The organism is Bacillus sp. GW823-FHT06B01 (assembly GCF_058952315.1).
Genome location: NZ_JBXAHR010000002.1, coordinates 705,565 through 728,017, shown reverse-complemented (window position 1 = coordinate 728,017; position 22,453 = coordinate 705,565). Strand labels below are relative to the sequence as shown.

Below are 22,453 nucleotides of genomic sequence, written 5' to 3'. Positions count from 1 at the left end.
TTGCCTTAGCACAATAAAATTTTAGGGAGATTACATTTATTATGAATGCTGTACTCGTCGCAGTAGCAGTTATGCTATTGCTTAGTTTGTTACGTGTCCAGGTCATTGTCGCCATCATTGTTGGAGCTTTAACAGGCGGAATTATCGGTGGACTCGGTATTTCAGAAACTATTAATACTTTTACAACTGGCCTTGGAAACAGTGCTCCAATCGCTTTAAGTTATGCAATGCTTGGCGGTTTCGCTATTTCCCTTTCCAAAACAGGACTTCCAGATGCTATGATTCAAACTGCACTAAAATGGATCGGCAATGAACAAGACACGAAAAAACAAGTTTATTCTAAAATACTTATTTTATTCATCATTTTAACGATGGCTTGTTTCTCACAAAATGTGATTCCTGTTCATATCGCTTTCATCCCCATCTTAATTCCAGCACTTTTAAAAGTATTAAATGAGCTGAAAGTGGATCGCAGACTTGTTACATGTATTATTACATTCGGATTGATTACTCCTTATATGTGGATTCCAGCAGGGTTCGGAAAAATTTATCATGACGTATTGCAAACAAATGCTGCGCAAAGCGGTCTTACATTTGATGTCGCACTTATTCCAAAAGCAATGACTATTCCAGCAATTGGTATGATTATTGGATTATGTGTAGCCGTATTCATTACGTACCGGAAACCTCGTACGTATGAAATAGAACAAGTTCATACTACCGCCAATGAAATCGTTCCCTATACAAAACGTAGTATTACTTTCGGATTATTATCTATCATGGCCACATTAACTGTTCAATTAGCAACAGAATCGATGATTTTCGGTGCTTTAGCAGGGATTATCGTCTTATCAGTAAGTGGTAGTCTACCTCTTAAAGAAGCAGATGCGATATTAACAAGCGGAATGCGCATGATGTCCTTTATCGGTTTTGTTATGATCGCTGCCGCTGGATTTGGCGCTGTTCTTCGAAAAACAGGACATGTTGAATCTCTTGTGCAAACGAGTGCACATATAATTGGAAATAATAAACCACTCGCTGCATTTCTTATGCTTGTGATTGGGCTTCTCGTTACGATGGGAATTGGTTCATCCTTTTCAACCATCCCTATCTTAACAACAATTTTTGTACCTCTTTGCATACAGCTTGGATTTAGTCCAATGGCTACAATTGCAATTATCGGTACAGCCGGAGCGCTAGGCGATGCAGGATCACCAGCATCAGATAGTACACTTGGACCAACATCCGGTTTAAATGCTGATGGTCAACACCATCATATATGGGATACATGTGTACCAACTTTTCTGCATTATAATATACCGTTACTCATATTTGGCTTTATTGCCGCCATTACATTATAAAAGGTGCGTTTTATACGCACCTTTTACTTTTTTATTTTTCCTTTTAATTGTTGCAACGCTATTTTCCCATTTTCTTCGACACAACTCTCCATTTGCATGAATGACGGACCTGTCCACTCACTGTCTATACTCCCGTTCAGTCCAATAATTTTTAACTTATCCGGTATACGGATATTTAAATTTTTCGCTGCTTGAATTAACTCAAAAGTAACCTTTTCACTTGAAGTTACAATTCCATCTATATACGGAGAAGTTTGCAAGAATGTAATAAACTGTTTATTCGTATACCCTTGTACACATACTTCTCGATAAGAGATTCCTTCCTCCCAAACAGCGTCTAAAAATCCTGATATGTGATCTTCCATTTCTTCACTATCTTCTCCCTCATTGAAATAAGCAAGGAAGTGACAGCCTTTTTCTTTTAATAAAGAAACCGCTCTTTGTCCATTTTCATAATAATTTGCATGGGATTTTTTTTCATCAATCACAACAAAGGGAAGTGGAATTTCTCCTATACTTTTAAAAACAGATTTTGTCAAAATAACACCTGCAACGTTATTTTCCTTCAACATATGTATGTATCTATCTTTATTCTCTATATTACAAACAATGATTTGATATCCTTCTTTATATGCTATTTCCTCAATACAATGTAGCAAAGTGATGTTTGATGGGTTATATACATTATCTACAAGTAATGCAATTATCGTTGAATTCTCTTTAAACAATGGCTTTGTTGTACTATTTGGCCTATAACGTAATTCCTCAATTGCTTCCTTTACTTGTTTAACTGTGTCCTCATGAACGTATCCTTTTTCGTTAATAACTCGTGAAACGGTTGCGACTGAAACACCTGCTAATTTTGCAACATCACGTATAGTTGCCACATCGTCACCCCTTAATATGGTAATAGATTACAATTTTACGGTAACCTAAATTACAATATTCGTCAAGGTTAATAACTTATATTTCTGAAAATTGTTACATCATTACACTAAACGATATTCTAACTGAATTTCATGTAGAATTAGGATATTATCATACCCAATACGTGGAATTTCTTTCTTTATTTCTCGTGCTTTTTCCACTGCATTCACATATAAATGAGTCATCACAAATTTACGTTTTTGGTAAAATCGTAACGCATTCATATTATCATTTGTTGTTATGAGCCAAACCCGCCCGCACCGTTCTTCTTCTGCAACTTGTAATACACAATCTACAAGTTTCGTCCCTATTCCTTTTCTTTCTTCAAAGCTATCTAACGACACAATTTCACACATATTTCCGGTCACTTCATATGTTATAATTCCGATTATTCTGTCATCTGAGAGCGCAATAAATCCTGGCAACTCTTCTAACTGATGCCCCTTCCCACGTGAAACCATCAATGAACTCCCCCAGTTCTCACACATGAACATTCGGATTGTTTCTTTCATCGCTGGCGTAATTTTTTGTATATACACCATTTCCTATTTCTCCCCTTTTCTATCATTGTGATACAATGTAAGTGTATCACATGTAACGGTATTTGGAGGATGAGGTAAAGTATGAAACGTTTTTTTGCAGCATTGTTTACTATACTAGGTGCGATAACTGCCCTTGGGATTTTCTTTACAAATAAAGTGATGTACTTAAAGAAAAAAACAGAGGAAGAAGTACTCGAAAGAGAAACGAAAAAACATTTTCGTATAGAGGATTTTGATGCTCTTCATAAAGAAGAAATTCATATTCCCTCGCAATTCGGATATGATCTTCACGGATATTACATTCCTGCTGGTCATTCCAATAAGTTTATGATTTTTTGTCACGGCGTAACTGTAAATAAAATGAACTCTGTAAAATATGCAAGGTTATTTTTAAACAGAGGGTATAATGTCGTTATTTATGATCATCGTCGTCATGGTAAAACTGGCGGAAAAACAACAAGCTATGGATACTATGAAAAACATGATTTAAAATCTGTAGTTGACTGGCTAAAAAGTCGCTTTGGAACAAATATAACACTCGGTATTCATGGTGAATCTATGGGAGCTGCAACACTTCTTCAATACGCAGGACTTGTAGAAGATGGTGCTGATTTCTATATTGCAGATTGTCCTTTTTCTGATTTCTACGGACAATTACAACACCGTTTAAAGGTTGAATTCCATTTACCTAAATGGCCCTTATTACCTTTAGCAAATGCTTTTTTAAAAGTGCGTGACGGTTATACGATTCGCGAAGTTTCACCAATCGATTGTATAAAGAATATTAACAATCCCGTCCTCTTTATTCATAGTAAAGATGATGATTATATTTTAGCTGATATGACGAAAGCACTATATGAAGCAAAAGAAAACAATAAACAACTTTATATTGCAGAACGCGGTGCACACGCTTGCTCTTATAACGAAAATAAAGAAGAGTATGAAGCAGCCGTTGATCAATTTTTAAACTCATATGTAAAAGAAACAAAAAACAGGCTTGCATAAGCCTGTTTTTTATTGCGCTAAAACGTCTGTAACTTGTTCCATATTTTCAGAAATCCATTGCATTGCATCATCTAACGTTGGAAATTCTGTCGTTTGAAATGTTACTTCATCTTGAAGTAACCAAACATCCTTTGCCTCTTGCCCTACACCTGCAATGGACCAATGTAACAAACTATATGGATGATTATCATTCAAAAATGATGCCCACGTGCGCTCATTTGCAATGTTTCGTAATGTATGTAATTGTTTATCCATCTCTCGTCACCTTACTCTATTCAGTTATAAAAAACATTATAACACTCTCTTCTCTCCCAAAGAAAGTGCTCATTTTACCCCGCTATTTGCGGGCAGTAAAATGAGCACCTCAAAACTCAACTAAAACAAAGAAGTTAGGTGGGAGATTAACTGCCCCTAAAAGCCCGATTGGTTCAACTAATAATTAGTGGGGGGATACCTCCCCCACTAATTAAAGTTTCACTTTATATTGTCAAGTACTTCTCTTAATTATATGATGAAATTAAGCGTTTGGGAAGGAGGGATAGCGTTGGCGAAAGTACAAATTAAAGTAAATGATAATGGCTCTTTTCGCGTTACAGGGGACGTGGAATTAGTCGATTCACAAGGGAATGTATTCCCAGCAAAACCGGCATTTTCTTTATGCCGTTGTGGTTTATCAAAAAATATGCCTTATTGCGATGCTTCGCATAAAGGGAAATTCGAGTCTGTCGTTAGAGCACCAGAGGCAGAATAATTTCACATGTGACATGCACATTTTTTTGTGCATGTTTTTTCTTTTCATTAACTCTCGTCCCCCTTTTCCTTACAACATTCCTCGTACTTTTGTCCTCATTCCAACTTACATATATTTTCACACAATTCTTCACATTCGAATATTTTTTTCTAGCCTTTTATTTTTTTTGTGCTATAATTTGAGCAAACAACATCCTTCGGGGTCGGGTGAAATTCCCAACCGGCGGTGATGAAGTGCAAACTTCTAAGTCCGTGACCCGTTTTCAACTCGAAAACGGTGGATCTAGTGAAACTCTAGGGCCGACAGTATAGTCTGGATGGGAGAAGGATATGTTTTCTAGTAATTTTATATAGCGAATACACTTTTATTTCAGTATGCATATTTATAAAGTTTCGTTTTGAATCTTTATATATGTTTTATTTTGTATACTTATGTTTCTATACTGAAATAAAAAGATACGACTAGCGTTTGAAAAATTCGATATTTTTGCTAGGTTTTTTCCTTATGCAAAAATACCAATCATCGTTAGGTTTCTTTCCTGTACTTTCGTATTCGAACTATATTTCTAGAAATCACGTCTCCCAAACCCCAAGGATATAAAATCCTTGGGGTTTTTTGATTTTTTCAGGAGAGGTGAAGAGAATGACAGATCAAGAATATATGAGGATTGCCCTGCAGTTAGCAGAAGGGACATCTGGACAAACAAGTCCAAATCCTATGGTTGGTGCTGTTGTTGTAAAAGAAGGAAACATCGTCGGTATTGGCGCTCATTTACGTGCTGGTGAAGAACATGCAGAAGTTCACGCTCTTCATATGGCTGGTGAAAAAGCAAAAGGAGCTACCGTTTATGTAACACTTGAACCGTGTAGCCATTTTGGAAAAACACCACCTTGTTGTGAATTGCTCATCAAAAAAGGAGTCAAACGGGTTGTAATTGCTACTCTTGATTGCAATCCTCTCGTTTCTGGTACTGGAAAAAAGAGATTAGAAGAAGCTGGCATCGAAGTAACTACCGGTATTCTTGAAACAGAAGCCACCTTATTAAATCGTTTCTTTTTTCACTACATGAGAACGAAACGTCCATTTGTAACAATAAAAACAGCGATGAGCTTAGATGGAAAAACAGCAACTGTCACGGGTGAAAGTAAGTGGATTACAGGTGAAGAAGCACGAGCTGATGTTCACCAATATCGTCATACACATGATGCGATTCTCGTTGGAGTGAATACAGTTATAGCTGATAATCCGCATTTAACGACAAGAATTCCTAACGGGGGTAAAAATCCTATTCGTGTTATTTTAGATACCCATTTACGAACGCCACCATCTTCTCATGTCATAACAGATGGTTTAGCACCGACATGGATTATTGTCGGTAAGGATGTAAATAAAGAGAAAATAGCTTCTTATGAATCTGAAAATATAGCTATATTCCAAATGAAAACAAAACATATAGAAATCAAGGACCTCCTTTTCTTTCTTGGAGAGAAGCAAATTCTTTCTCTATTCGTTGAAGGTGGTCAAACAGTTCACGCAAGCTTCTTACAAACAAAGCATCTCAATGAAATTGTAACTTATATAAGCCCCAAATTAATTGGCGGGAAAGATGCCCCTACTTTATTTGGGGGAAATGGTTTCGCAGCATTGCAAGATGCACTTTCCTTGGAAATTCAAGAGATGAAACAAATTGGTGATGATATAAAAATCGTTGCGAATGCCCGAAGTGAGGTGACGGAATGTTTACAGGAATTGTAGAAGAATTAGGAACGATTGCAAACATGCAACAAAGCGGAGAAGCGATGAAGTTAACGATCCATGCAAATAATATTTTATCAGATGCTCACTTAGGTGATAGTATCGCGGTTAACGGTATTTGCTTAACTGTAACGAGTTTCACAACAACTTCATTCACAGTGGACGCAATGCCTGAAACGATGCAATCAACATCACTTCGCATGCTTAAACAACACTCTAAAGTAAATTTAGAGCGGGCGATAGCTGCAAACGGACGATTCGGTGGACATTTCGTTTCAGGACATATTGATGGCATCGGAACGATATTAAACAAAAAACAACACTATAATGCCGTCTATTACAAAATAGCTATTGCTGATGAATTGCTGCGCTATTGTTTGCATAAAGGATCCGTTGCTGTTGATGGAACGAGTTTAACAATATTTGATATAGACGAATCTTCCATCACAATCTCACTCATCCCGCACACAGTAAGTGAATCTGTTATCGGAGAAAAGAATGCCGGTGACATCGTAAACATTGAGTGTGACATGATCGGTAAATATATCGAACGCTTTATTTCTAAACCTGTAAAACGAACAGGTTCAATGAGCGAAAGCTTTTTACAAGAAAATGGATTTCTATAAGGGGGAAGCATTATGTTTCATCGTATTGAAGAAGCTCTAGAAGATTTAAAACAAGGAAAAGTCGTTATCGTATGCGATGATGAAAACCGTGAAAATGAAGGCGACTTTATCGCTTTAGCAGAGTATATTACGCCAGAAACGATTAACTTTATGATTACACATGGGCGTGGTCTCGTTTGTGTACCGATTACGGAAGAATACGCAGAACGTCTACAATTAGAACCAATGGTAGCTCATAATACAGATTCGCATCATACTGCATTTACAGTGAGTATTGATCATGTTTCTACAACAACAGGGATTAGCGCTCACGAACGGGCGACTACGATACAAGAATTATTAAACCCTGCATCAAAAGGTGCTGATTTCAATCGTCCTGGACATATCTTTCCATTAATCGCGAAAGAAGGCGGTGTCCTACGCCGAGCTGGTCATACAGAGGCCGCCGTCGATTTAGCACAGCTTTGCGGAGCAGAACCAGCTGGAGTCATTTGTGAGATTATTAATGAGGACGGTACGATGGCTCGCGTACCTGATTTACTACAGTGCGCAAAACAATTTGATATAAAAATGATTACAATAGAAGATTTAATTGCTTATCGCCGCCACCATGAAACACTAGTGACGCGAGAAGTGGAAATTACATTACCTACAGATTTCGGTACTTTCCATGCAATTGGCTATTCTAATTCATTAGATACGAAAGAGCATATCGCACTCGTAAAAGGTGATATTTCAACAGGAGAGCCTGTACTTGTACGCGTTCATTCAGAGTGCTTAACAGGAGATGTATTTGGCTCATGTCGCTGTGATTGCGGACCACAACTCCATGCTGCACTTGCTCAAATTGAACGTGAAGGAAAAGGCGTTCTTCTTTATATGAGACAAGAAGGACGAGGCATCGGCCTTCTTAATAAGCTTCGCGCTTATAAGTTACAAGAAGAAGGATTCGATACTGTAGAAGCAAACGAAAAACTTGGGTTCCCAGCTGATTTGCGTGATTACGGTATTGGCGCTCAAATTTTAAAAGATTTAGGTTTACAACATTTACGATTATTAACGAATAATCCACGAAAAATTGCTGGCTTACAAGGTTACGATTTAGAAGTAATCGAGCGTGTACCATTGCAAATGCCAACAAAAGAAGAGAATAAAACGTATTTACAAACAAAAGTAAACAAATTAGGACATTTACTAAACTTATAATTAAGGGAGAGATTTATTATGGTATTCGAAGGTCATTTAGTTGGTACAGGATTAAAAGTTGGGGTTGTTGTTGGACGTTTTAATGAATTTATTACAAGTAAGTTACTCGGCGGAGCTTTAGATGGATTAAAGCGTCACGGTATAGAAGAAACTGATATCGATGTTGCTTGGGTTCCTGGCGCATTCGAAATTCCTTTAATCGCTAAAAAGATGGCTAATAGCGGAAAGTATGATGCTGTAATTACGTTAGGTACTGTCATTCGTGGTGCTACAACACATTACGATTACGTTTGTAATGAAGTAGCAAAAGGAGTTGCATCTTTATCACTACAAACAGACATCCCAGTTATTTTCGGTGTATTAACGACTGAAACGATCGAGCAAGCGATTGAACGCGCGGGCACGAAAGCAGGTAATAAAGGCTATGAATCCGCCGTTGCTGCGATTGAAATGGCTCATTTATCAAAACAATGGGCATAAAAAATAAAAAAGAGGCTGCGGCCTCTTTTTTATTTTTTCACTTTTTTCCGTACATCTTTTATTAATTCATCCATTGTTTTTCCTTCTGTTTGTATACGAAGCGTTTGTGCTGTTCTCCATACATTCTCTCTTTTCTTCGCTTCTTCTATAATAGTAATTTCTTTTCGCACTTCCTTTAAATCTTTCCCTTCTGTTTTCAATCCAAAATGTTCAGCTTTCGTTCGAAAATGTTGTTCAATTCGTTGTTGCATTTCTTTTTGTTCAGGATTTTCGGCAGCCTTAACTGGATCAGCACTTATTGCTTTTAGTAAAATTAGACAAGTCATAATCGCTAATATATATTTGTGCATGTAAAATCCTCCAACCCAATATAAATTACATATTTACTATGTACAATTGGGGCCTGGAAAATTCGTCCACCAAAATTCTTTTTTTCGCTCAAAAACCAATAGTATCAAGCTTTCACAACTATTTATTACATTTTATTTACAAAAAAAGCAAACTCTTTTACAAGTTTGCTTTTTATCTATCTTATAATGCACATTCTTCAATCTCAAACCCTAAATCTTCAATCATACCCCAGTCTGCAGTCGGTTCTTGTCCAGCTGTCGTTAAGTAATCTCCAACAAAAATAGAATTTGCTGCAAATAAACCGATTGGCTGCACAGAGCGTAAATTGATTTCACGTCCTCCTGAAATACGAATTTCTTTCGTTGGGTTTACAAAACGCATCATCGCCAGTACTTTTAAACATTCTATCGGCGTTAATTCTTTTTGTCCTTCAAGCGGCGTACCCTTTACAGCAACAAGGAAATTACATGGAATTGAATCTGCATCTATACGTTGTAATTCAAATGCAATTTCAGCACGTTCTTCTATTGTCTCCCCCATTCCAAAAATTGCCCCAGAGCATGGTGAAATGCCTGCTTGTTTCGCTTTTTGAACTGTATCAACACGATCGTCATACGTATGAGTGGAGCAAATACTTTCGTAATTATTTGCATGTGTATTTAAGTTGTGGTTATAACGATGTACACCCGCTTCTGCTAAACGTCCTGCTTGATCTTCGTTTAAGAAACCTAAACAACAACAAATCTTCAAATCTGTCGTTTCACGAATCTCCTTAACTGCTCCAATTACGTGATTCACCTCTTTATCCGTCGGGCGACGACCAGATGCTACAATACAATATGTACCCGCTTTACGGCGAATTGCTTCGTGTGCTCCTTCTACAATCTTTTCCTGCGTTAGCCATGCATATTTATCAATCGGCGCCTCTGAAATAATAGACTGTGAACAATATCCGCAATCTTCAGGACATAATCCAGATTTCGTATTAATAATCATATTCAATTTTACTTTCTTACCAAAGTGATGATGGCGAATGATGTAAGCTGCATTCATAATTTCTAACACTTCTGTATCATCAGCTTCTAATATTGTAATTGCATCCTCTTTCGTAATCATTTTCTCTTCTACTACGTCATGTGCAAGTTTTTTCCAATCCCTTTTTGTTTGTACTTGTTTCATTTCATCTCTTCCCCTCTTTTGTTATATGCATAAATAAAGCGTGATACGTCGCCATTATCCCTTCATTTTCCGTGAAGTCTCTTTCGTATATGCGAAGCATCGCACGAAAGAGTGAGGGACTTTGACAATATGATTCTTCATTACTATTGGTCGCTCCTACTTTTCGAATAGAGTGTAGAAACTCCCTAACTTCTGTAAATCTCTCTATGTAACATGTTTCAGAAACATGCACATCCCCTGTTTCTATTTCACACATGTGGCGCAACTGATTTTTCGAATAAAAACGTTGCCCAATCGATGTTTCATTTTGTATATTTTTTTCTTCTTTCGCCCGCTGGAACGAAGCATGCAATTCTTGAAATGTTTCCTGTCCAAACGTTGAAAAGAGTAATATCCCATCTATAGACAAATAATGAAATAAATTTCTTATCACTCGTTTTAAATCATTTAGCCATTGAAATGTGGCATTTGAAATAATAACATCATATGTTTCTTCTAGTCGTAATCTTTCGATATCCTCACAGTAAAACGTTACATTTTTCACATTTTGTCTAGTTTTCGCAACTGCAATCATACTTTCAGCAAAATCAATGGCTGTAATATGTGCTTTCGGAAATAAGTTTGATAATTGCTCTGTAACATATCCTGTTCCGCATCCAAGTTCTAAAATACGTATCGATGAATTTGCACTATATCGCCGATTCAATGTAGAAAGTAATGAATGTGCCATCTTTTTTTGTACATTTGCATATTGATCGTAGGATACAGATGCCGCGTTAAACCGTTTTTGAAGTAACGTTTTGTTGATCATGTCGTATCCCCTCTACAAATTGAATTATCTCATTTCCGCAATATTCGAAATTCGTTACGCATAATGCATGTCCAGCCTCACTTACTACCTTGAGCGTGGCAGTCTCATTCTCAGCCATACTACGCGCTGCAGACAATGGACAAATTACATCCTGCTCTCCGTGAATAAGTAGTATAGGGACTTTAATTTCTTTCAGTTCTTCTCTCATATCTGCTTCTATTAAATACTCCAAACCTAATTGCAAAGACTGAATAGAGTCACCTTTAAAGCGTTTTATCATATTTTCAAACCTTTTATTCTCTTTCAGCTCATCTTTTGTAAACATATTTTCATAAAACCGCTTGAGCGTATCTTCTTTCTTTCTCGCTAAATTCTTTTTCAGCCGTTCTACATGCAGAGTATTCCATCCACTCGTATAATCGCTCATATTTGTAAATTTGGCAGTACCACCAATTAGTACGATACCTTTTGCCTTAACCTTTTTATGAGCTTGAACTGCTGCTAACGCTCCTAGTGACCATCCAACTAAAATTACATTTTCATCTTTTGCTACATCTATTATTCGCCCCGCAAATTCACTTTGTTCTTTCACATTACGCCAATTGATACATTGAACAGAATATCCTTTAAAATACGGCAGAACTAAAGTCCAAACACCTTCTTCCATTCCCCATCCAGGAATAAAAATAACCTTTAGCTCTTTCATACGAAAAACCCCTCTTCTTTACCAATGCGTATAATATGCTGAATAGCCCATTTCAAATCAGCTATTGTATGTTGGGACGTAACTGCAAAACGGACCCGTGAACTATTAACTGGAACCGTTGGTGGACGAATTGCAATTGCTGCAATACCTACCTCTTGCAGCCTTCTACTAAACCGTAAAGCTGCTTCATTTGAACCGACTACAATCGGTACAATATGAGTTGAGCTATTCCCAATATCAAAACTAGCTTCTTGTAAATGTGTCCTAAAATATGCTCCATTCTCAATAAGTCTCTCTCTTCTCTCATTATCTTCTTTCACAATTTCAATTGCTTTTTGCACTGCTCCTAACGTTCCTGGTGGTAAAGCTGTTGTAAAAATAAAGCTTCTCATCATATTTTGTAAATACTCTATATACATTGCATCACCTGTCAAATACGCACCATAACACCCTAGAGCTTTGCTAAACGTCCCCATATGTATATCAATTTTTTGAGCAATATCTTTTTCTATATGAGACAACCCTGCTCCATCACTTCCATATATTCCACTCGCATGTGCTTCATCGACTATAATGATTGCCCCGTATTTCTCTTTCAGCTCCACTAACTCTCTCAAATACGCAGTATCACCATCCATACTAAAAACAGTATCCGTTACGATTAATTTCTTCTTTTTGGGCGGTGCTACTTGCAACAGCTTCTCTAAATGATCTAAATCATTATGACGATACCTTTTATGCTCTGCTCCGCTTAATATAATCCCATCAACGATGCTTGCGTGATTTAATTTGTCACTAAACACAATATCGTGACGACAGGCTAATGAAGAAATGACTCCAACATTTGCGGTATATCCACTATTTACAACTAAGGCTTTTTCAGTGCCTTTCCAATCGCATATACTTCTCTCAACCTCTTCATACAGTGAATAATTTCCTACAACGAGCCTTGATGCTGTCGCTCCAGTTCCATATTTTCTTGTGCATGCAATAGCAGCTTCTTTTAACCTCTCATCTCCAGCTAACCCTAAATAATTATTTGACGCTAAATTTAGCATCCTTTTTTCATCTCGAATAAGCCATGTCTCTTCTGCTTGTTCTGTTACATGCAAATTGCGATACTGCCCTTGCTTATTTAATTGTTGCAATTTAGATTGAAGATGTGTGCGCCACGTTTGATTCATTTCGGATGAACTCCTCTAATTTTGAAATCATTATATACTCTTTTGCAGATTCCAAGACTTCTTCTTTTGTAAACGCCCCTTCAAAGAATGGTAATAAACCTAAAACCGGTACCCCACTTAGCTCTTCAATCATTTCTTTATTTTCTTGTACTCTTTCCATTTCACATTCTTTGCAGCCGGATAAAATTACACCTGCTACTGTTAAGCCCTGTGCCTTTGCATAAGCAATCGTTAAAACTGTATGATTTACTGTTCCTAATGTAGGGCGTGCGACTATAATAAGAGGAAGCTGTAATTCCTTTGCGAAATCAATTACTAAAGCGTCTTCTGTATATGGAACAGCCAGTCCACCTGCCCCTTCTACAAATAGGCTATTAAACTCTTTCAATAGTTCATTATAATGATCCATAATGTCTTTTAAATGTACTACTCTTCCAGCTCTTTTCATGGCAAGTCTCGGAGCAAGAGGTTCTTCAATAGAATAAGGGCAAATTTCATCTTCTTTTGTTGGTACACCCGATAATGCTTTTAACCTTGCTGCATCTCCCTCTGGATTTGATGCAACATGTCCACTTTGCAACGGTTTATATACCCCGATGTTATATCCCAATTCTCTAAATACACCTGCTAATGCACCCGCAACTACAGTTTTCCCCACTTCAGTATCCGTTGCTGTAACAAAAAAACCGCCCATTATTCTCCCTCCGTAACATCCGAGATTGCTTTATACAAAATACGTAACATATCATCAATCTCATCAATTGTAGAAGCAAGAGGAGGCATAAATACAATCGTATTACCGAGTGGTCGCAAAATCATGCCCAGCTCTCTTGAACGTTTACATACTTGAACACCGACTCTCTCTGTCCATTCAAACGCTTCTTTCGTTTCTTTATTCTTCACAAGTTCAATTCCAACCATTAACCCGCACTGACGAATATCGCCTACATGTTTATACGCAAAGAGCGATTCTAATTGCATCGCTACATATTCTGTCTTACTTGCCACTTCTTCTATTAAATTTGTTTTCTCGTATAGCTCTAGATTCGCAATGGCTACCGCACACCCTAACGGATTCCCTGTATAACTATGACCGTGGAAAAATGTTTTTTGTTCTTCATAGTCTCCTAAAAAGGCATTATAAATTTCATCTGTCGTTACGGTGATTGCAACTGGTAAATATCCACCTGTTAAACCTTTTCCGGCTGTTAAAATGTCCGGCGTTACATTTTCATGTTCACATGCAAACATTTTCCCCGTACGCCCAAATCCAGTCGCTACCTCATCTGTAATAAATAAAACATTATATTTTGTACATAAATTACGGAGCCCTCTTAAGTATCCTTTTGGCATTGTAATCATACCGCCAGCACCTTGCATTAAAGGCTCTACAATAATCGCCGCAATTTCTTCATGCTTTTCTTTCAGCAGCTCTTCCATTTCTTCTAAATGTTTTTTCACAATTTCCTCCTTATTATTTCCATAAGGAGAACGATATGTATATGGATACGGCATTTTAATTGCCTCAAATAAAAGTGAACTATACACTTGGTGAAACAAGTCTATCGCTCCTACTGAAACAGCTCCAATTGTATCACCGTGATAAGCTTCTTTTAATGTAACAAATCTTTGTTTCTTCGGTTTTCCTTTATGCTGCCAATATTGAAAGGCCATCTTAATTGCAATTTCAACGGCGCTAGAACCGGAGTCTGAATAAAATACTTTCTTCAAACCTTCTGGCACAACTTCAATTATTTTTTCTGCTAATAAAATAGATGGAACGTTAGCAAGTCCTAACATAGTAGAATGGGCAATTTTATTTAATTGCTCACGAATTGCTTCATCTAATTCTGGTACTTGATGTCCGTGAACATTTAACCAAATAGATGAAACACCATCCCAATATTCATTTCCATTTACATCGTATAGCTTTCTTCCCTCTCCACGTTCAATAATGACAGGGTCTTCTTCTAAATAATCTTTCATTTGTGTAAACGGATGCCATACATAAGCTTTATTTTTCTCCGATAATTCTTCATATGTATAAGACGATTTTTCAGTCGTATTACTATTAACAGTCACAATTGTCACCCCTAATGTTAACTATTTTATAAATAAAGTTAACATTAAATTTAAATGACTGTCAATTATTTTTAAATCAAATAGTTCTTAAAAAAGAACAACTTATCATACGATAAGTTGTTCTACTTTCCGTGTTGTACCTTTCCAATTTCTAAAATAATCTCTTCATCTTTTTTTCCTTCTGTATCAATTCCAAGTTGTTTTGCATGTTCAATTAATAAATCATGGCGCTTCTCAAATCTTGTAGTATTTACTTCTTTCGTAACCTCTTCTTTTGTTTTCCCTTCAGTAGAAACTCCTAGTTTCTCAGCTGCTTTTTCCATCGACTTCTTCGCTTCCGTTTCTTTCGCTTTCTTCACTTCTGACTGCTGTATTTGCTTTTGTTTCGCCTGCTCTGATTCAGCTGCAAAAGCTGTGTAAATTCCAGCACTTCCGCCAATGACTAGTAAGGTGGTAAAAAGAATTATTTTTTTCTTCACTCTTTCCTCCCCTTTCAAATTCATTATAACGTACAAATTTAGAACATTAAAAACATTTAACCTTTATTTCCCTAAAAAAATATTGAACATTTTTATTGACATATAAGATGAAAATGTGATAAAAATTTAACTAACATCATATGAATCGGCATTGATAGGATTTAGTAGTATTTCGATTTCTGATTTCAGAGAGCTGGTGGTCGGTGCGAACCAGTACAGAGCGAATTATGAATTACCCCCTGGAGCTTCTTTTGCGAAACGTAAGGAGTAGTGAAAGACGGTTATAGACCGTTATATCTAAAGAGTGGTGAAACGAAACTGTTTCACAATTTAGGGTGGTACCGCGAATTTTTCGTCCCTGCATATATTGCAGGGGCGTTTTTATTTTATTAGCGCATATCATACGACCCTTTATTTTGTGATACATTCATTTCACAAGCTAGGGTGGTACCGCGATATCTTCGTCCCTGCATAATTATATGCAGGGACGTTTTTTTATCCAATCATTTCCGTATCATATTGAAGGACCAACAATTACCGATAATTTGTCACAAAATTCTAAATTTTAGAAGGAAATACACAATATTGGCGAATTTTATATAAAAAAGAGCTATTTTAAATTACTTAGGAGGGGAAAACAATGGTTTCAAAAATCGAATCTGTTCTTTTAACATTATTTATTTTTTTCTGTATTGGCTTTAGTGTTATTCAATTAGAAGTTTCACCACACATCCCAATTTTATTTGGTATCGTTCTTTTATTAGCATTTGGATTTATGAAAAAAATCTCTTGGTCTACTATGGAAAAAGGGATGATCAGTAGTATTTCAGCTGGTATTCCATCTATTTTTATTTTCTTGCTTGTAGGCGTATTAATTAGTGTTTGGATCGCTGCTGGAACAATTCCAACTTTAATGGTATACGGCTTCCAGCTTGTATCTCCAAAGATTTTCGTTCCAACTGTTTTTGTTGTTTGTGCAATTGTTGGAACAAGTATCGGTAGTGCCTTTACAACTGCCGCAACTGTAGGACTTGCCTTTATGGGTATGGGTAGTGCTCTCGGATACGATCCAGCTCTAATCGCTGGTGCAATTATTTCTGGTGCATTCTTTGGAGATAAAATGTCTCCTTTATCTGATACAACAAACTTAGCTCCTGCTGTAACAGGTGTAGATTTATTTGAGCATATTCGTAACATGCTTTGGACAACAGTTCCAGCTTTCATTATTGCTTTTATCGCATTTTTCATTTTAGGAGGCGGTACTAGCGGAGACGTTGACTTCACAAACTTTATTAGCACTTTAGAGAAAAATACAACGATTTCTATCGTTACACTAATTCCAATTTTATTACTGTTCCTATTCGCATTTAAAAAAGTTCCAGCAGTTCCAACATTACTTGCAGGAATTGTGGTAGGAATTATTATTCTCTTTATTTTTAAACCTAGCACTTCTTTAGCTGATTTAATGAAAATTATGCAAGACGGATACGTTTCTAAAACTGGTATTAAAGACATTGATAGCTTACTATCTCGCGGTGGTCTACAAAGTATGATGATGTCGATTGCACTTATTTTCCTGGCTCTTTGTATGGGAGGATTATTACAAGGAATGGGTATTATTACGCAGCTCATGAATATCATCTCTAGCTTCGTAAAAAATAGCACACGTTTAATTATTTCTACGGCTTCAACTGCAATTGGTGTAAACTTCTTACTTGGTGAGCAGTACTTATCAATCGTTTTAACAGGACAAGCATTTGCTAATAAATACGATGAAGTCGGTTTAGAACGTCGTAATTTATCACGTGTATTAGAAGATGCAGGTACAGTTATTAACCCGCTCGTACCATGGGGAGTAAGTGGTGTATTCTTGTCAAACGTCCTTGGCGTTCCGACATTCGATTACCTTCCATTCGCAATTTTCTGTTTAGCTTGCCCAGTCTTAACAATTATTGTTGGTTTCACTGGATTTGGTCTTTCATGGAAGAAAGAAAAAGCAGTAACAATTTCATAATATACTAAAAAGGATTACCTGAATCGGTAATCCTTTTTTATATTTCTCGACTATCTATTTGCTTTCTTTCTTCTAAATAACAGAAGTAATCCCGCTCCAACAAACGCCAAGCCTGCTCCAATTGTAGAAGCAACACTTGTACCCGTTTTCGGTAAATCACGGTCTTCTTTATTTTCACTTACAGTTGTTGTTTCTTTTGAGTTTTGATTATCCGTTGTAGTTTGTCCAGATCCTGCATTATTTGCTTCATTTGTTGGTGGTGTCGTTGGATTTTCTCCATTACTACCTTCATCTGTTGGTGGTGTCGTTGGATTTCCTCCATTATTCCCTTCACCTGTTGGTGGTGTCGTTGGATTTCCTCCATTATTACCTTCACCTGTTGGCGGTGTCGTTGGATTCTCTCCACCAGTTTCCTTATCATCATCGTTCTTCTTCGTTATATCAATTGCATATTTAGCAAATTCATTTTCAGATGGTCCAACATATGATATCTTTCCATCTTTCTTTATATACTCTTTTGCTTTTGGTGAAGAATCAAATGTTGTAATTAATTTATCTGCAACAATCGGTTTAAATGTCCAATTTTGATCGGCTGTCGGATTAATAGCCGGTGTTTCTTGCATATATTTCACTATGATTTGACGTGTTTCATCTTGCGATTGGTAAATAACTTCTCCTTCACTTACACCAGGGAACGTTTTACTGCTACCGCGATAATTATTTGTAGCAACGATAAACTCTTGATCATCAGCTACTGGCTTACCTTCATATGTCATATTTACAATACGATTCGTATTTGCATTTACAACTTTTCCATCTTTATCGTATTTCGCCGGTTGTGTTACATCAATTTCATATTTTAAACCATCTATAATATCAAAGTTATATGTAGGATATCCTGTATTCACCAATTGCTGTTCAATTTTTTCTTTTGGTTTAGGATTAATTTGATTAAACTGACCTGCCGACATTTCAAGCCATTCTTTCACTTGCGCTCCGTTTACTTTTACAGCATATAACGTATTCGGATATACATATAAATCTGCAACGTTTTTAATTGCTAACGTTCCAGCTGGAATATCAGTATAATATGCAGCACCGTTTCGGCCACCTGCTTTAAATGGTGCACCTGCAGATAAAACCGGAATATCTTTAATCTTTTCGTACTCTGGTTTTTTAAGTTCTTGCTCTACATACCACTTTTGCGCATTTGTCACAATTTGTACGGAAGGATCATCTTGTACTAATGAAAAATAACTATTAATTGGTGCTTTCGTTTTACCTACAGGTGTATTCACATAATCAATTGTCGCTTGATGATCATCTTTAATTTCATTAACTAATTCTTGATCAGATTGTACTAATGGGTTCCCTTTACTATCAGCAATCGGACGAAGTTGCGGCTTCGATTGCTCTTTTTGTATTTCCCATTTTCCGTTTACCTTTTTCAATTGCATATCAATAATACCTAAGTTACTTCCAAAGACACCAGGCATTACAACTGGAACACCATTAAATACATCCTTCACTTCAGTATGTGCATGTCCCATTAATACTGCATCTACACCAGGAACTTCTGTTAAATAATACGAAGCGTTTTCCATGCCAACGTTGTACCCACTCTTATCAACGCCCGAATGCGCTAGTGCAACGATAACATCTGCACCTTCTGCTTTCATTTTTGGCACCATTTTCTTCGCTGTTTCAACTATATCTTTCGCTTTCACTTTTCCTTCTAAATTTGCTTTATCCCAGTTCATAACTTGAGGTGGAACAAATCCCATTACGCCAATTTTCACTTTTTGTTTTTGTCCTGATTCATCTTCTACTTCTTTTTCAAAAACATGATATGGTTTAAAGTAATTTTGGTCGTTCTCTTCATTAGTATCTTTATCATCTTTATAGACGTTGGAGTTAATAACTGGGAACTCTGTTTTACTAATTACTTTGTTTAAATAGTCTAAACCGTAGTTAAATTCATGATTCCCAAGAGAGATGACGTCATACTTCATTAAATTCATTAAACGATATAATGGATGTGTATAACTAGGATCCACAGGCTTCTTCGGATCATTTATTTTATTCGCTACATAATCTCCAAGTGGTGTCCCTTGCAATGCATCCCCATCATCAAATAGGACAGAGTTCTTCGCTTCTTCACGTGCTTTATTAACAAGTGTTGCCGTTTGCACGAGACCTACTTTATTATCTGTTTTCGTTTGATAATAATCATAATTCATTAAGTTAACGTGAATATCTGATGTTTCTAGAATTCGTAACTTAACTGTACTCTCCCCAGTATTCTCATCCGCATGAGCTGTTATTGACAACACCTGTGGTGCCATTACACCAATCGCAAGAGTTGCTCCAGCTAGCATTTTTTTTGACTTTTTCACAAAAAATCCCCCTTATACAATTACCAAAAATAATGAAATAAACCTCTATTTCCCTCTAACCACATACCTTTTTTCTTCTATTAGAGACAAGATTTTCATTTCATCCTGCGCTAATGAGTAGTCCCCTTAAACGCCCGATTAGTGAAATTTTAATTAGTGGGAAATAAAGCCCTACTCATTAAAATTTCACCTTATCTGACATTATCATATATAATGTACTTTCATATCGTCAATATTTTTTGACATACTTCTACAAATTTTCTGTAAAGTTGTTGTAAACTTTTCATAAATATATAATATGCCCTTACATTGTTAATACTGCTGAATATGATACAATTACCAATTACAAGGAGGATGAATATATGAAAAAAGTCATCTTAACAATTGTTTGTCTCCTCCTTCTAATCATTTCTTATTCTTATTTTGAAAAGAACGATGAGACAAAACAAAATGAACCCGAAGAAAACACAGAAAAAATATCTACTCCAAGTTGGATTGATAAGCAAACAAACGATTCCTTTTATCATCTCGTACTAGGTGATTCACTCGCCAAAGGATATGGATCGACACAAGGGGGATTTGCTGAATTAGCTTCTAGACAAATAGAAGCACAAATTCATAAGCCAATTACAGTAGAAAACCTTGGGATAAACGGTCTTACAACAGATCGTCTCGCTAAAAAAGTGCAATCAGAAGATGTAAAGCAAAAAATTAGAGCGGCAAATATCATTACAATTAATATTGGAGGAAATAATTTATTCCGTTTAAATCGTGATGTCGGTGTTATAGATGGTATTAAAATGTTAAATAAAGAAAAAGCTCATTTTGAAGCGGATATAAAAAATATCGTAAAGACAGTTCGAGATCAAAATCCGAACGCTTTACTCATTCTCTCAGAACTCTATAATCCGTTACAACTCGATGACTCCATCGCCAGTTATGCAGATATGTTTTTAGATGGATGGAATGAATCCGTTTATTCCATTTCAAAAGCAAATCAACCATCTATCGTTTTACCAATTCGTAAATTAATATCAAATGATAAAAAAGATTTACTCTTTGACCAAGTGCACCCAAATGATGATGGCTACGCAATTATTGCCGATTCATTTACAAAAAAAGTATTGGCCTACAAATATTAAAATTTCCATGAAACAATTCTATTTTTATAACATGTCTTTTTTGTTACAATGATAGTGGAAGGGGGCCTTTATATGGAATCACGCGAGTGGGAACGTATTGTTGATCATCTTCTTTCGCTAGTGCCTCTTTTTTATCGCAAATTTATGCTTCCTGGAGAATTTTCTTCTCAAAGACATATGCCGCCATCACATACACAAGTATTGCTGCTTCTGCATGAAAATGGCACATTAGCAGTTTCCGAAATCGGCAAGCGGCTAGCGATTTCACGGCCTAACATGACACCTCTATTAAACAAACTGATTCAAGAAGAACTAATAGAGCGTCATTATAGCGAAAAAGATCGACGGGTCATTTTAATTTCCCTAACAGTTGAAGGGAAATTGTTAGTAAATCAGTATCAACAATTCATTTTAGACAAATTAAAAGAAAATTTCCAAACATTATCTGAGGAAGAGCGCGAAAAGCTCATTCACTCTCTTCAAACCATTCAAAATTTAATTTTGAAAACAAACGCATAAAGCTGCTTCTACATAGAAGCAGCTTTATGATTCGTAATAATTACCATAGTACACATTTGAATATGGCCATGTCGTTAAATATGGTTTCTGTTCTTGCGTAGGCTGTTGTTGTGGTATTTGTGGTAATTGCTGTAATTGTTGTTGTCGATATAATTCGTATTGTCTACTCACATCATAAACCGGATAATAATTTACATATGGGTATACTTGAGGTACGTAATAATAATACATTCATTCTCTCCCCCTTTTTCTTAAACATATTCAAAGGAGAAAATGAATGTGACACTCTTTATATTTGCACGAGTGGTTCTCTCACTCGTTTCTTTCTGTTCTTTAAACGTAACTTACGGTTCTTTTCATATAAATAATGCACAACGAAATATGAAACTACACCAAACACAACTCCTAAAATCGTCATTCCAATTAATACATACACTTCACTCTGCAATAAACCCTTTAATATCGTAAAAATATGACTCGAAAACAAATCAGATATCGTAAATGGTTCATGATGTATTTTTTGCACATGAAATGGATATATCATTTTTCCTAGTGCATAAGCAAACGGAAATAAAAATACCGGTAGAAACGATATTTTTCCAATAATATTGCCAATAACCGCAGCAGGAAAAGATCCCTTTACTATTCGAACAATCGGATAAAATATTATATATACGAGCGATGCCGTATATATGACCAACATCTCTAAACCAAAACCAATCGCAAAGCCTAATGATACTTTCTTCGCTCCTTCTGGCGACCGAAGCAACTTATAATATTGAAACTTTAATATTCTCCACATCCGCTGAAAAAAGGAATATGTTTTCTTAGTTGTTTTCAAATTCATCATCTCTTTAACTATATTTTTTCTATCTAGTATGTCCCTACATGATATGAAAAACAAATTTAGTTTACTCTTTTTATTATAAATGATTTA

Annotated in this window: 24 protein-coding genes, 1 riboswitch and 1 other annotated feature; of the genes, 10 read left to right on the top strand and 14 right to left on the bottom strand. The window is 36.2% G+C overall.

All coding sequences use genetic code 11. The features are described 5' to 3' along the window. Window positions 1-41 precede the first annotated feature (41 nt). A complete protein-coding gene (locus tag AC1Q8N_RS10880) occupies window positions 42-1,361 on the top strand; it encodes a Na+/H+ antiporter family protein (RefSeq protein WP_048546287.1) in 1,320 nt (439 codons plus the stop codon). 23 nt (window positions 1,362-1,384) lie between these two features. Here the strand turns inward: AC1Q8N_RS10880 and AC1Q8N_RS10875 are convergent, their stop codons facing one another. Together AC1Q8N_RS10875 and AC1Q8N_RS10870 are read right to left on the bottom strand one after the other, a co-directional pair. Further along, window positions 1,385-2,248 carry a LacI family DNA-binding transcriptional regulator gene (locus AC1Q8N_RS10875; protein ID WP_048546289.1) on the bottom strand — a complete coding sequence of 288 codons (864 nt, stop codon included), beginning with the start codon at window positions 2,246-2,248 and terminating at the stop codon, window positions 1,385-1,387. A gap of 102 nt (window positions 2,249-2,350) precedes the next feature. Then, complete coding sequence (locus AC1Q8N_RS10870; RefSeq protein WP_048546290.1) at window positions 2,351-2,830, bottom strand: GNAT family N-acetyltransferase; 480 nt, start codon at window positions 2,828-2,830, stop codon at window positions 2,351-2,353. An 81-nt stretch (window positions 2,831-2,911) separates the two neighbouring features. Here AC1Q8N_RS10870 and AC1Q8N_RS10865 point away from each other — a divergent pair, with 81 nt between their 5' ends. Beyond that, window positions 2,912-3,835 (top strand): alpha/beta hydrolase, encoded by a 924-nt coding sequence (locus AC1Q8N_RS10865; protein WP_048546291.1) that lies wholly within the window; start codon window positions 2,912-2,914, stop codon window positions 3,833-3,835. A gap of 9 nt (window positions 3,836-3,844) precedes the next feature. Here AC1Q8N_RS10865 and AC1Q8N_RS10860 read toward each other — a convergent pair whose 3' ends face one another. Beyond that, the gene (locus AC1Q8N_RS10860; protein WP_000360793.1) at window positions 3,845-4,090 is read right to left on the bottom strand and encodes a DUF2552 family protein; all 246 of its coding nucleotides are present in this window, start codon (window positions 4,088-4,090) and stop codon (window positions 3,845-3,847) included. Window positions 4,091-4,379: 289 nt separating this feature from the next. Here AC1Q8N_RS10860 and AC1Q8N_RS10855 point away from each other — a divergent pair, with 289 nt between their 5' ends. From AC1Q8N_RS10855 to ribH, 5 genes are all read left to right on the top strand, one after another. Then, entirely contained in the window at window positions 4,380-4,586 is a 207-nt protein-coding gene (locus AC1Q8N_RS10855) for a CDGSH iron-sulfur domain-containing protein (protein ID WP_001151582.1), read from the top strand. Window positions 4,587-4,774: 188 nt separating this feature from the next. Further along, window positions 4,775-4,918, top strand: a riboswitch (FMN riboswitch). A 310-nt stretch (window positions 4,919-5,228) separates the two neighbouring features. Further along, window positions 5,229-6,341 carry a bifunctional diaminohydroxyphosphoribosylaminopyrimidine deaminase/5-amino-6-(5-phosphoribosylamino)uracil reductase RibD gene (gene ribD / locus AC1Q8N_RS10850; protein WP_098076603.1) on the top strand — a complete coding sequence of 371 codons (1,113 nt, stop codon included), beginning with the start codon at window positions 5,229-5,231 and terminating at the stop codon, window positions 6,339-6,341. After that, window positions 6,323-6,967, top strand: a complete 645-nt coding sequence (gene ribE, locus AC1Q8N_RS10845; protein WP_098047905.1) for a riboflavin synthase — start codon at window positions 6,323-6,325, stop codon at window positions 6,965-6,967. The genes ribD and ribE overlap by 19 nt, the downstream gene beginning before the upstream one ends. Window positions 6,968-6,979: 12 nt before the next feature. Further along, window positions 6,980-8,173, top strand: coding sequence for a bifunctional 3,4-dihydroxy-2-butanone 4-phosphate synthase/GTP cyclohydrolase II (ribBA, locus tag AC1Q8N_RS10840; RefSeq protein WP_046956394.1), 1,194 nt, complete (start codon window positions 6,980-6,982; stop codon window positions 8,171-8,173). Window positions 8,174-8,191: 18 nt separating this feature from the next. Continuing rightward, window positions 8,192-8,653, top strand: coding sequence for a 6,7-dimethyl-8-ribityllumazine synthase (gene ribH / locus AC1Q8N_RS10835; RefSeq protein WP_098076606.1), 462 nt, complete (start codon window positions 8,192-8,194; stop codon window positions 8,651-8,653). A 29-nt stretch (window positions 8,654-8,682) separates the two neighbouring features. On the opposite strand, the gene AC1Q8N_RS10830 is transcribed toward ribH, so the two are convergent. From AC1Q8N_RS10830 to AC1Q8N_RS10795, 8 genes are all read right to left on the bottom strand, one after another. After that, window positions 8,683-9,003 carry a hypothetical protein gene (locus AC1Q8N_RS10830; RefSeq protein WP_000549778.1) on the bottom strand — a complete coding sequence of 107 codons (321 nt, stop codon included), beginning with the start codon at window positions 9,001-9,003 and terminating at the stop codon, window positions 8,683-8,685. 181 nt (window positions 9,004-9,184) lie between these two features. Beyond that, the gene (gene bioB, locus AC1Q8N_RS10825; RefSeq protein ID WP_098076609.1) at window positions 9,185-10,183 is read right to left on the bottom strand and encodes a biotin synthase; all 999 of its coding nucleotides are present in this window, start codon (window positions 10,181-10,183) and stop codon (window positions 9,185-9,187) included. 1 nt (window position 10,184) lies between these two features. Continuing rightward, complete coding sequence (bioC, locus tag AC1Q8N_RS10820; protein ID WP_098076612.1) at window positions 10,185-10,994, bottom strand: malonyl-ACP O-methyltransferase BioC; 810 nt, start codon at window positions 10,992-10,994, stop codon at window positions 10,185-10,187. Beyond that, window positions 10,960-11,700, bottom strand: a complete 741-nt coding sequence (locus AC1Q8N_RS10815) for an alpha/beta fold hydrolase (RefSeq protein WP_404519429.1) — start codon at window positions 11,698-11,700, stop codon at window positions 10,960-10,962. Before AC1Q8N_RS10815 ends, bioC begins: the two co-directional genes overlap by 35 nt. After that, window positions 11,697-12,884 (bottom strand): 8-amino-7-oxononanoate synthase, encoded by a 1,188-nt coding sequence (gene bioF, locus AC1Q8N_RS10810; protein ID WP_404519427.1) that lies wholly within the window; start codon window positions 12,882-12,884, stop codon window positions 11,697-11,699. The genes AC1Q8N_RS10815 and bioF overlap by 4 nt, the downstream gene beginning before the upstream one ends. Next, window positions 12,850-13,578: a dethiobiotin synthase gene (bioD, locus tag AC1Q8N_RS10805; RefSeq protein ID WP_097907239.1), complete on the bottom strand. Its 729-nt coding sequence runs from the start codon at window positions 13,576-13,578 to the stop codon at window positions 12,850-12,852. The genes bioF and bioD overlap by 35 nt, the downstream gene beginning before the upstream one ends. Next, window positions 13,578-14,966, bottom strand: coding sequence for an adenosylmethionine--8-amino-7-oxononanoate transaminase (gene bioA, locus AC1Q8N_RS10800; protein WP_098047911.1), 1,389 nt, complete (start codon window positions 14,964-14,966; stop codon window positions 13,578-13,580). The genes bioD and bioA overlap by 1 nt, the downstream gene beginning before the upstream one ends. Before the next feature lie 122 nt (window positions 14,967-15,088). Further along, window positions 15,089-15,445 (bottom strand): hypothetical protein, encoded by a 357-nt coding sequence (locus tag AC1Q8N_RS10795; RefSeq protein WP_404519426.1) that lies wholly within the window; start codon window positions 15,443-15,445, stop codon window positions 15,089-15,091. A 142-nt stretch (window positions 15,446-15,587) separates the two neighbouring features. Then, window positions 15,588-15,808, top strand: a binding site (T-box leader). A 277-nt stretch (window positions 15,809-16,085) separates the two neighbouring features. Between AC1Q8N_RS10795 and nhaC the strand changes: the two genes are divergently transcribed. Continuing rightward, window positions 16,086-17,459 (top strand): Na+/H+ antiporter NhaC, encoded by a 1,374-nt coding sequence (gene nhaC / locus AC1Q8N_RS10790; protein WP_048546316.1) that lies wholly within the window; start codon window positions 16,086-16,088, stop codon window positions 17,457-17,459. Window positions 17,460-17,509: 50 nt separating this feature from the next. Here the strand turns inward: nhaC and cpdB are convergent, their stop codons facing one another. After that, complete coding sequence (gene cpdB / locus AC1Q8N_RS10785) at window positions 17,510-19,855, bottom strand: bifunctional 2',3'-cyclic-nucleotide 2'-phosphodiesterase/3'-nucleotidase (protein ID WP_098847152.1); 2,346 nt, start codon at window positions 19,853-19,855, stop codon at window positions 17,510-17,512. Between the two features lie 362 nt (window positions 19,856-20,217). Between cpdB and AC1Q8N_RS10780 the strand changes: the two genes are divergently transcribed. Together AC1Q8N_RS10780 and AC1Q8N_RS10775 are read left to right on the top strand one after the other, a co-directional pair. After that, complete coding sequence (locus tag AC1Q8N_RS10780) at window positions 20,218-20,997, top strand: GDSL-type esterase/lipase family protein (protein ID WP_048546328.1); 780 nt, start codon at window positions 20,218-20,220, stop codon at window positions 20,995-20,997. Window positions 20,998-21,069: 72 nt separating this feature from the next. Then, the gene (locus AC1Q8N_RS10775; protein ID WP_000445824.1) at window positions 21,070-21,516 is read left to right on the top strand and encodes a MarR family winged helix-turn-helix transcriptional regulator; all 447 of its coding nucleotides are present in this window, start codon (window positions 21,070-21,072) and stop codon (window positions 21,514-21,516) included. Between the two features lie 24 nt (window positions 21,517-21,540). On the opposite strand, the gene AC1Q8N_RS10770 is transcribed toward AC1Q8N_RS10775, so the two are convergent. Next, window positions 21,541-21,747, bottom strand: a complete 207-nt coding sequence (locus tag AC1Q8N_RS10770; RefSeq protein ID WP_098076620.1) for a hypothetical protein — start codon at window positions 21,745-21,747, stop codon at window positions 21,541-21,543. Between the two features lie 58 nt (window positions 21,748-21,805). Further along, window positions 21,806-22,366, bottom strand: coding sequence for a DUF2062 domain-containing protein (locus tag AC1Q8N_RS10765; RefSeq protein ID WP_098076763.1), 561 nt, complete (start codon window positions 22,364-22,366; stop codon window positions 21,806-21,808). Window positions 22,367-22,453 lie beyond the last annotated feature (87 nt).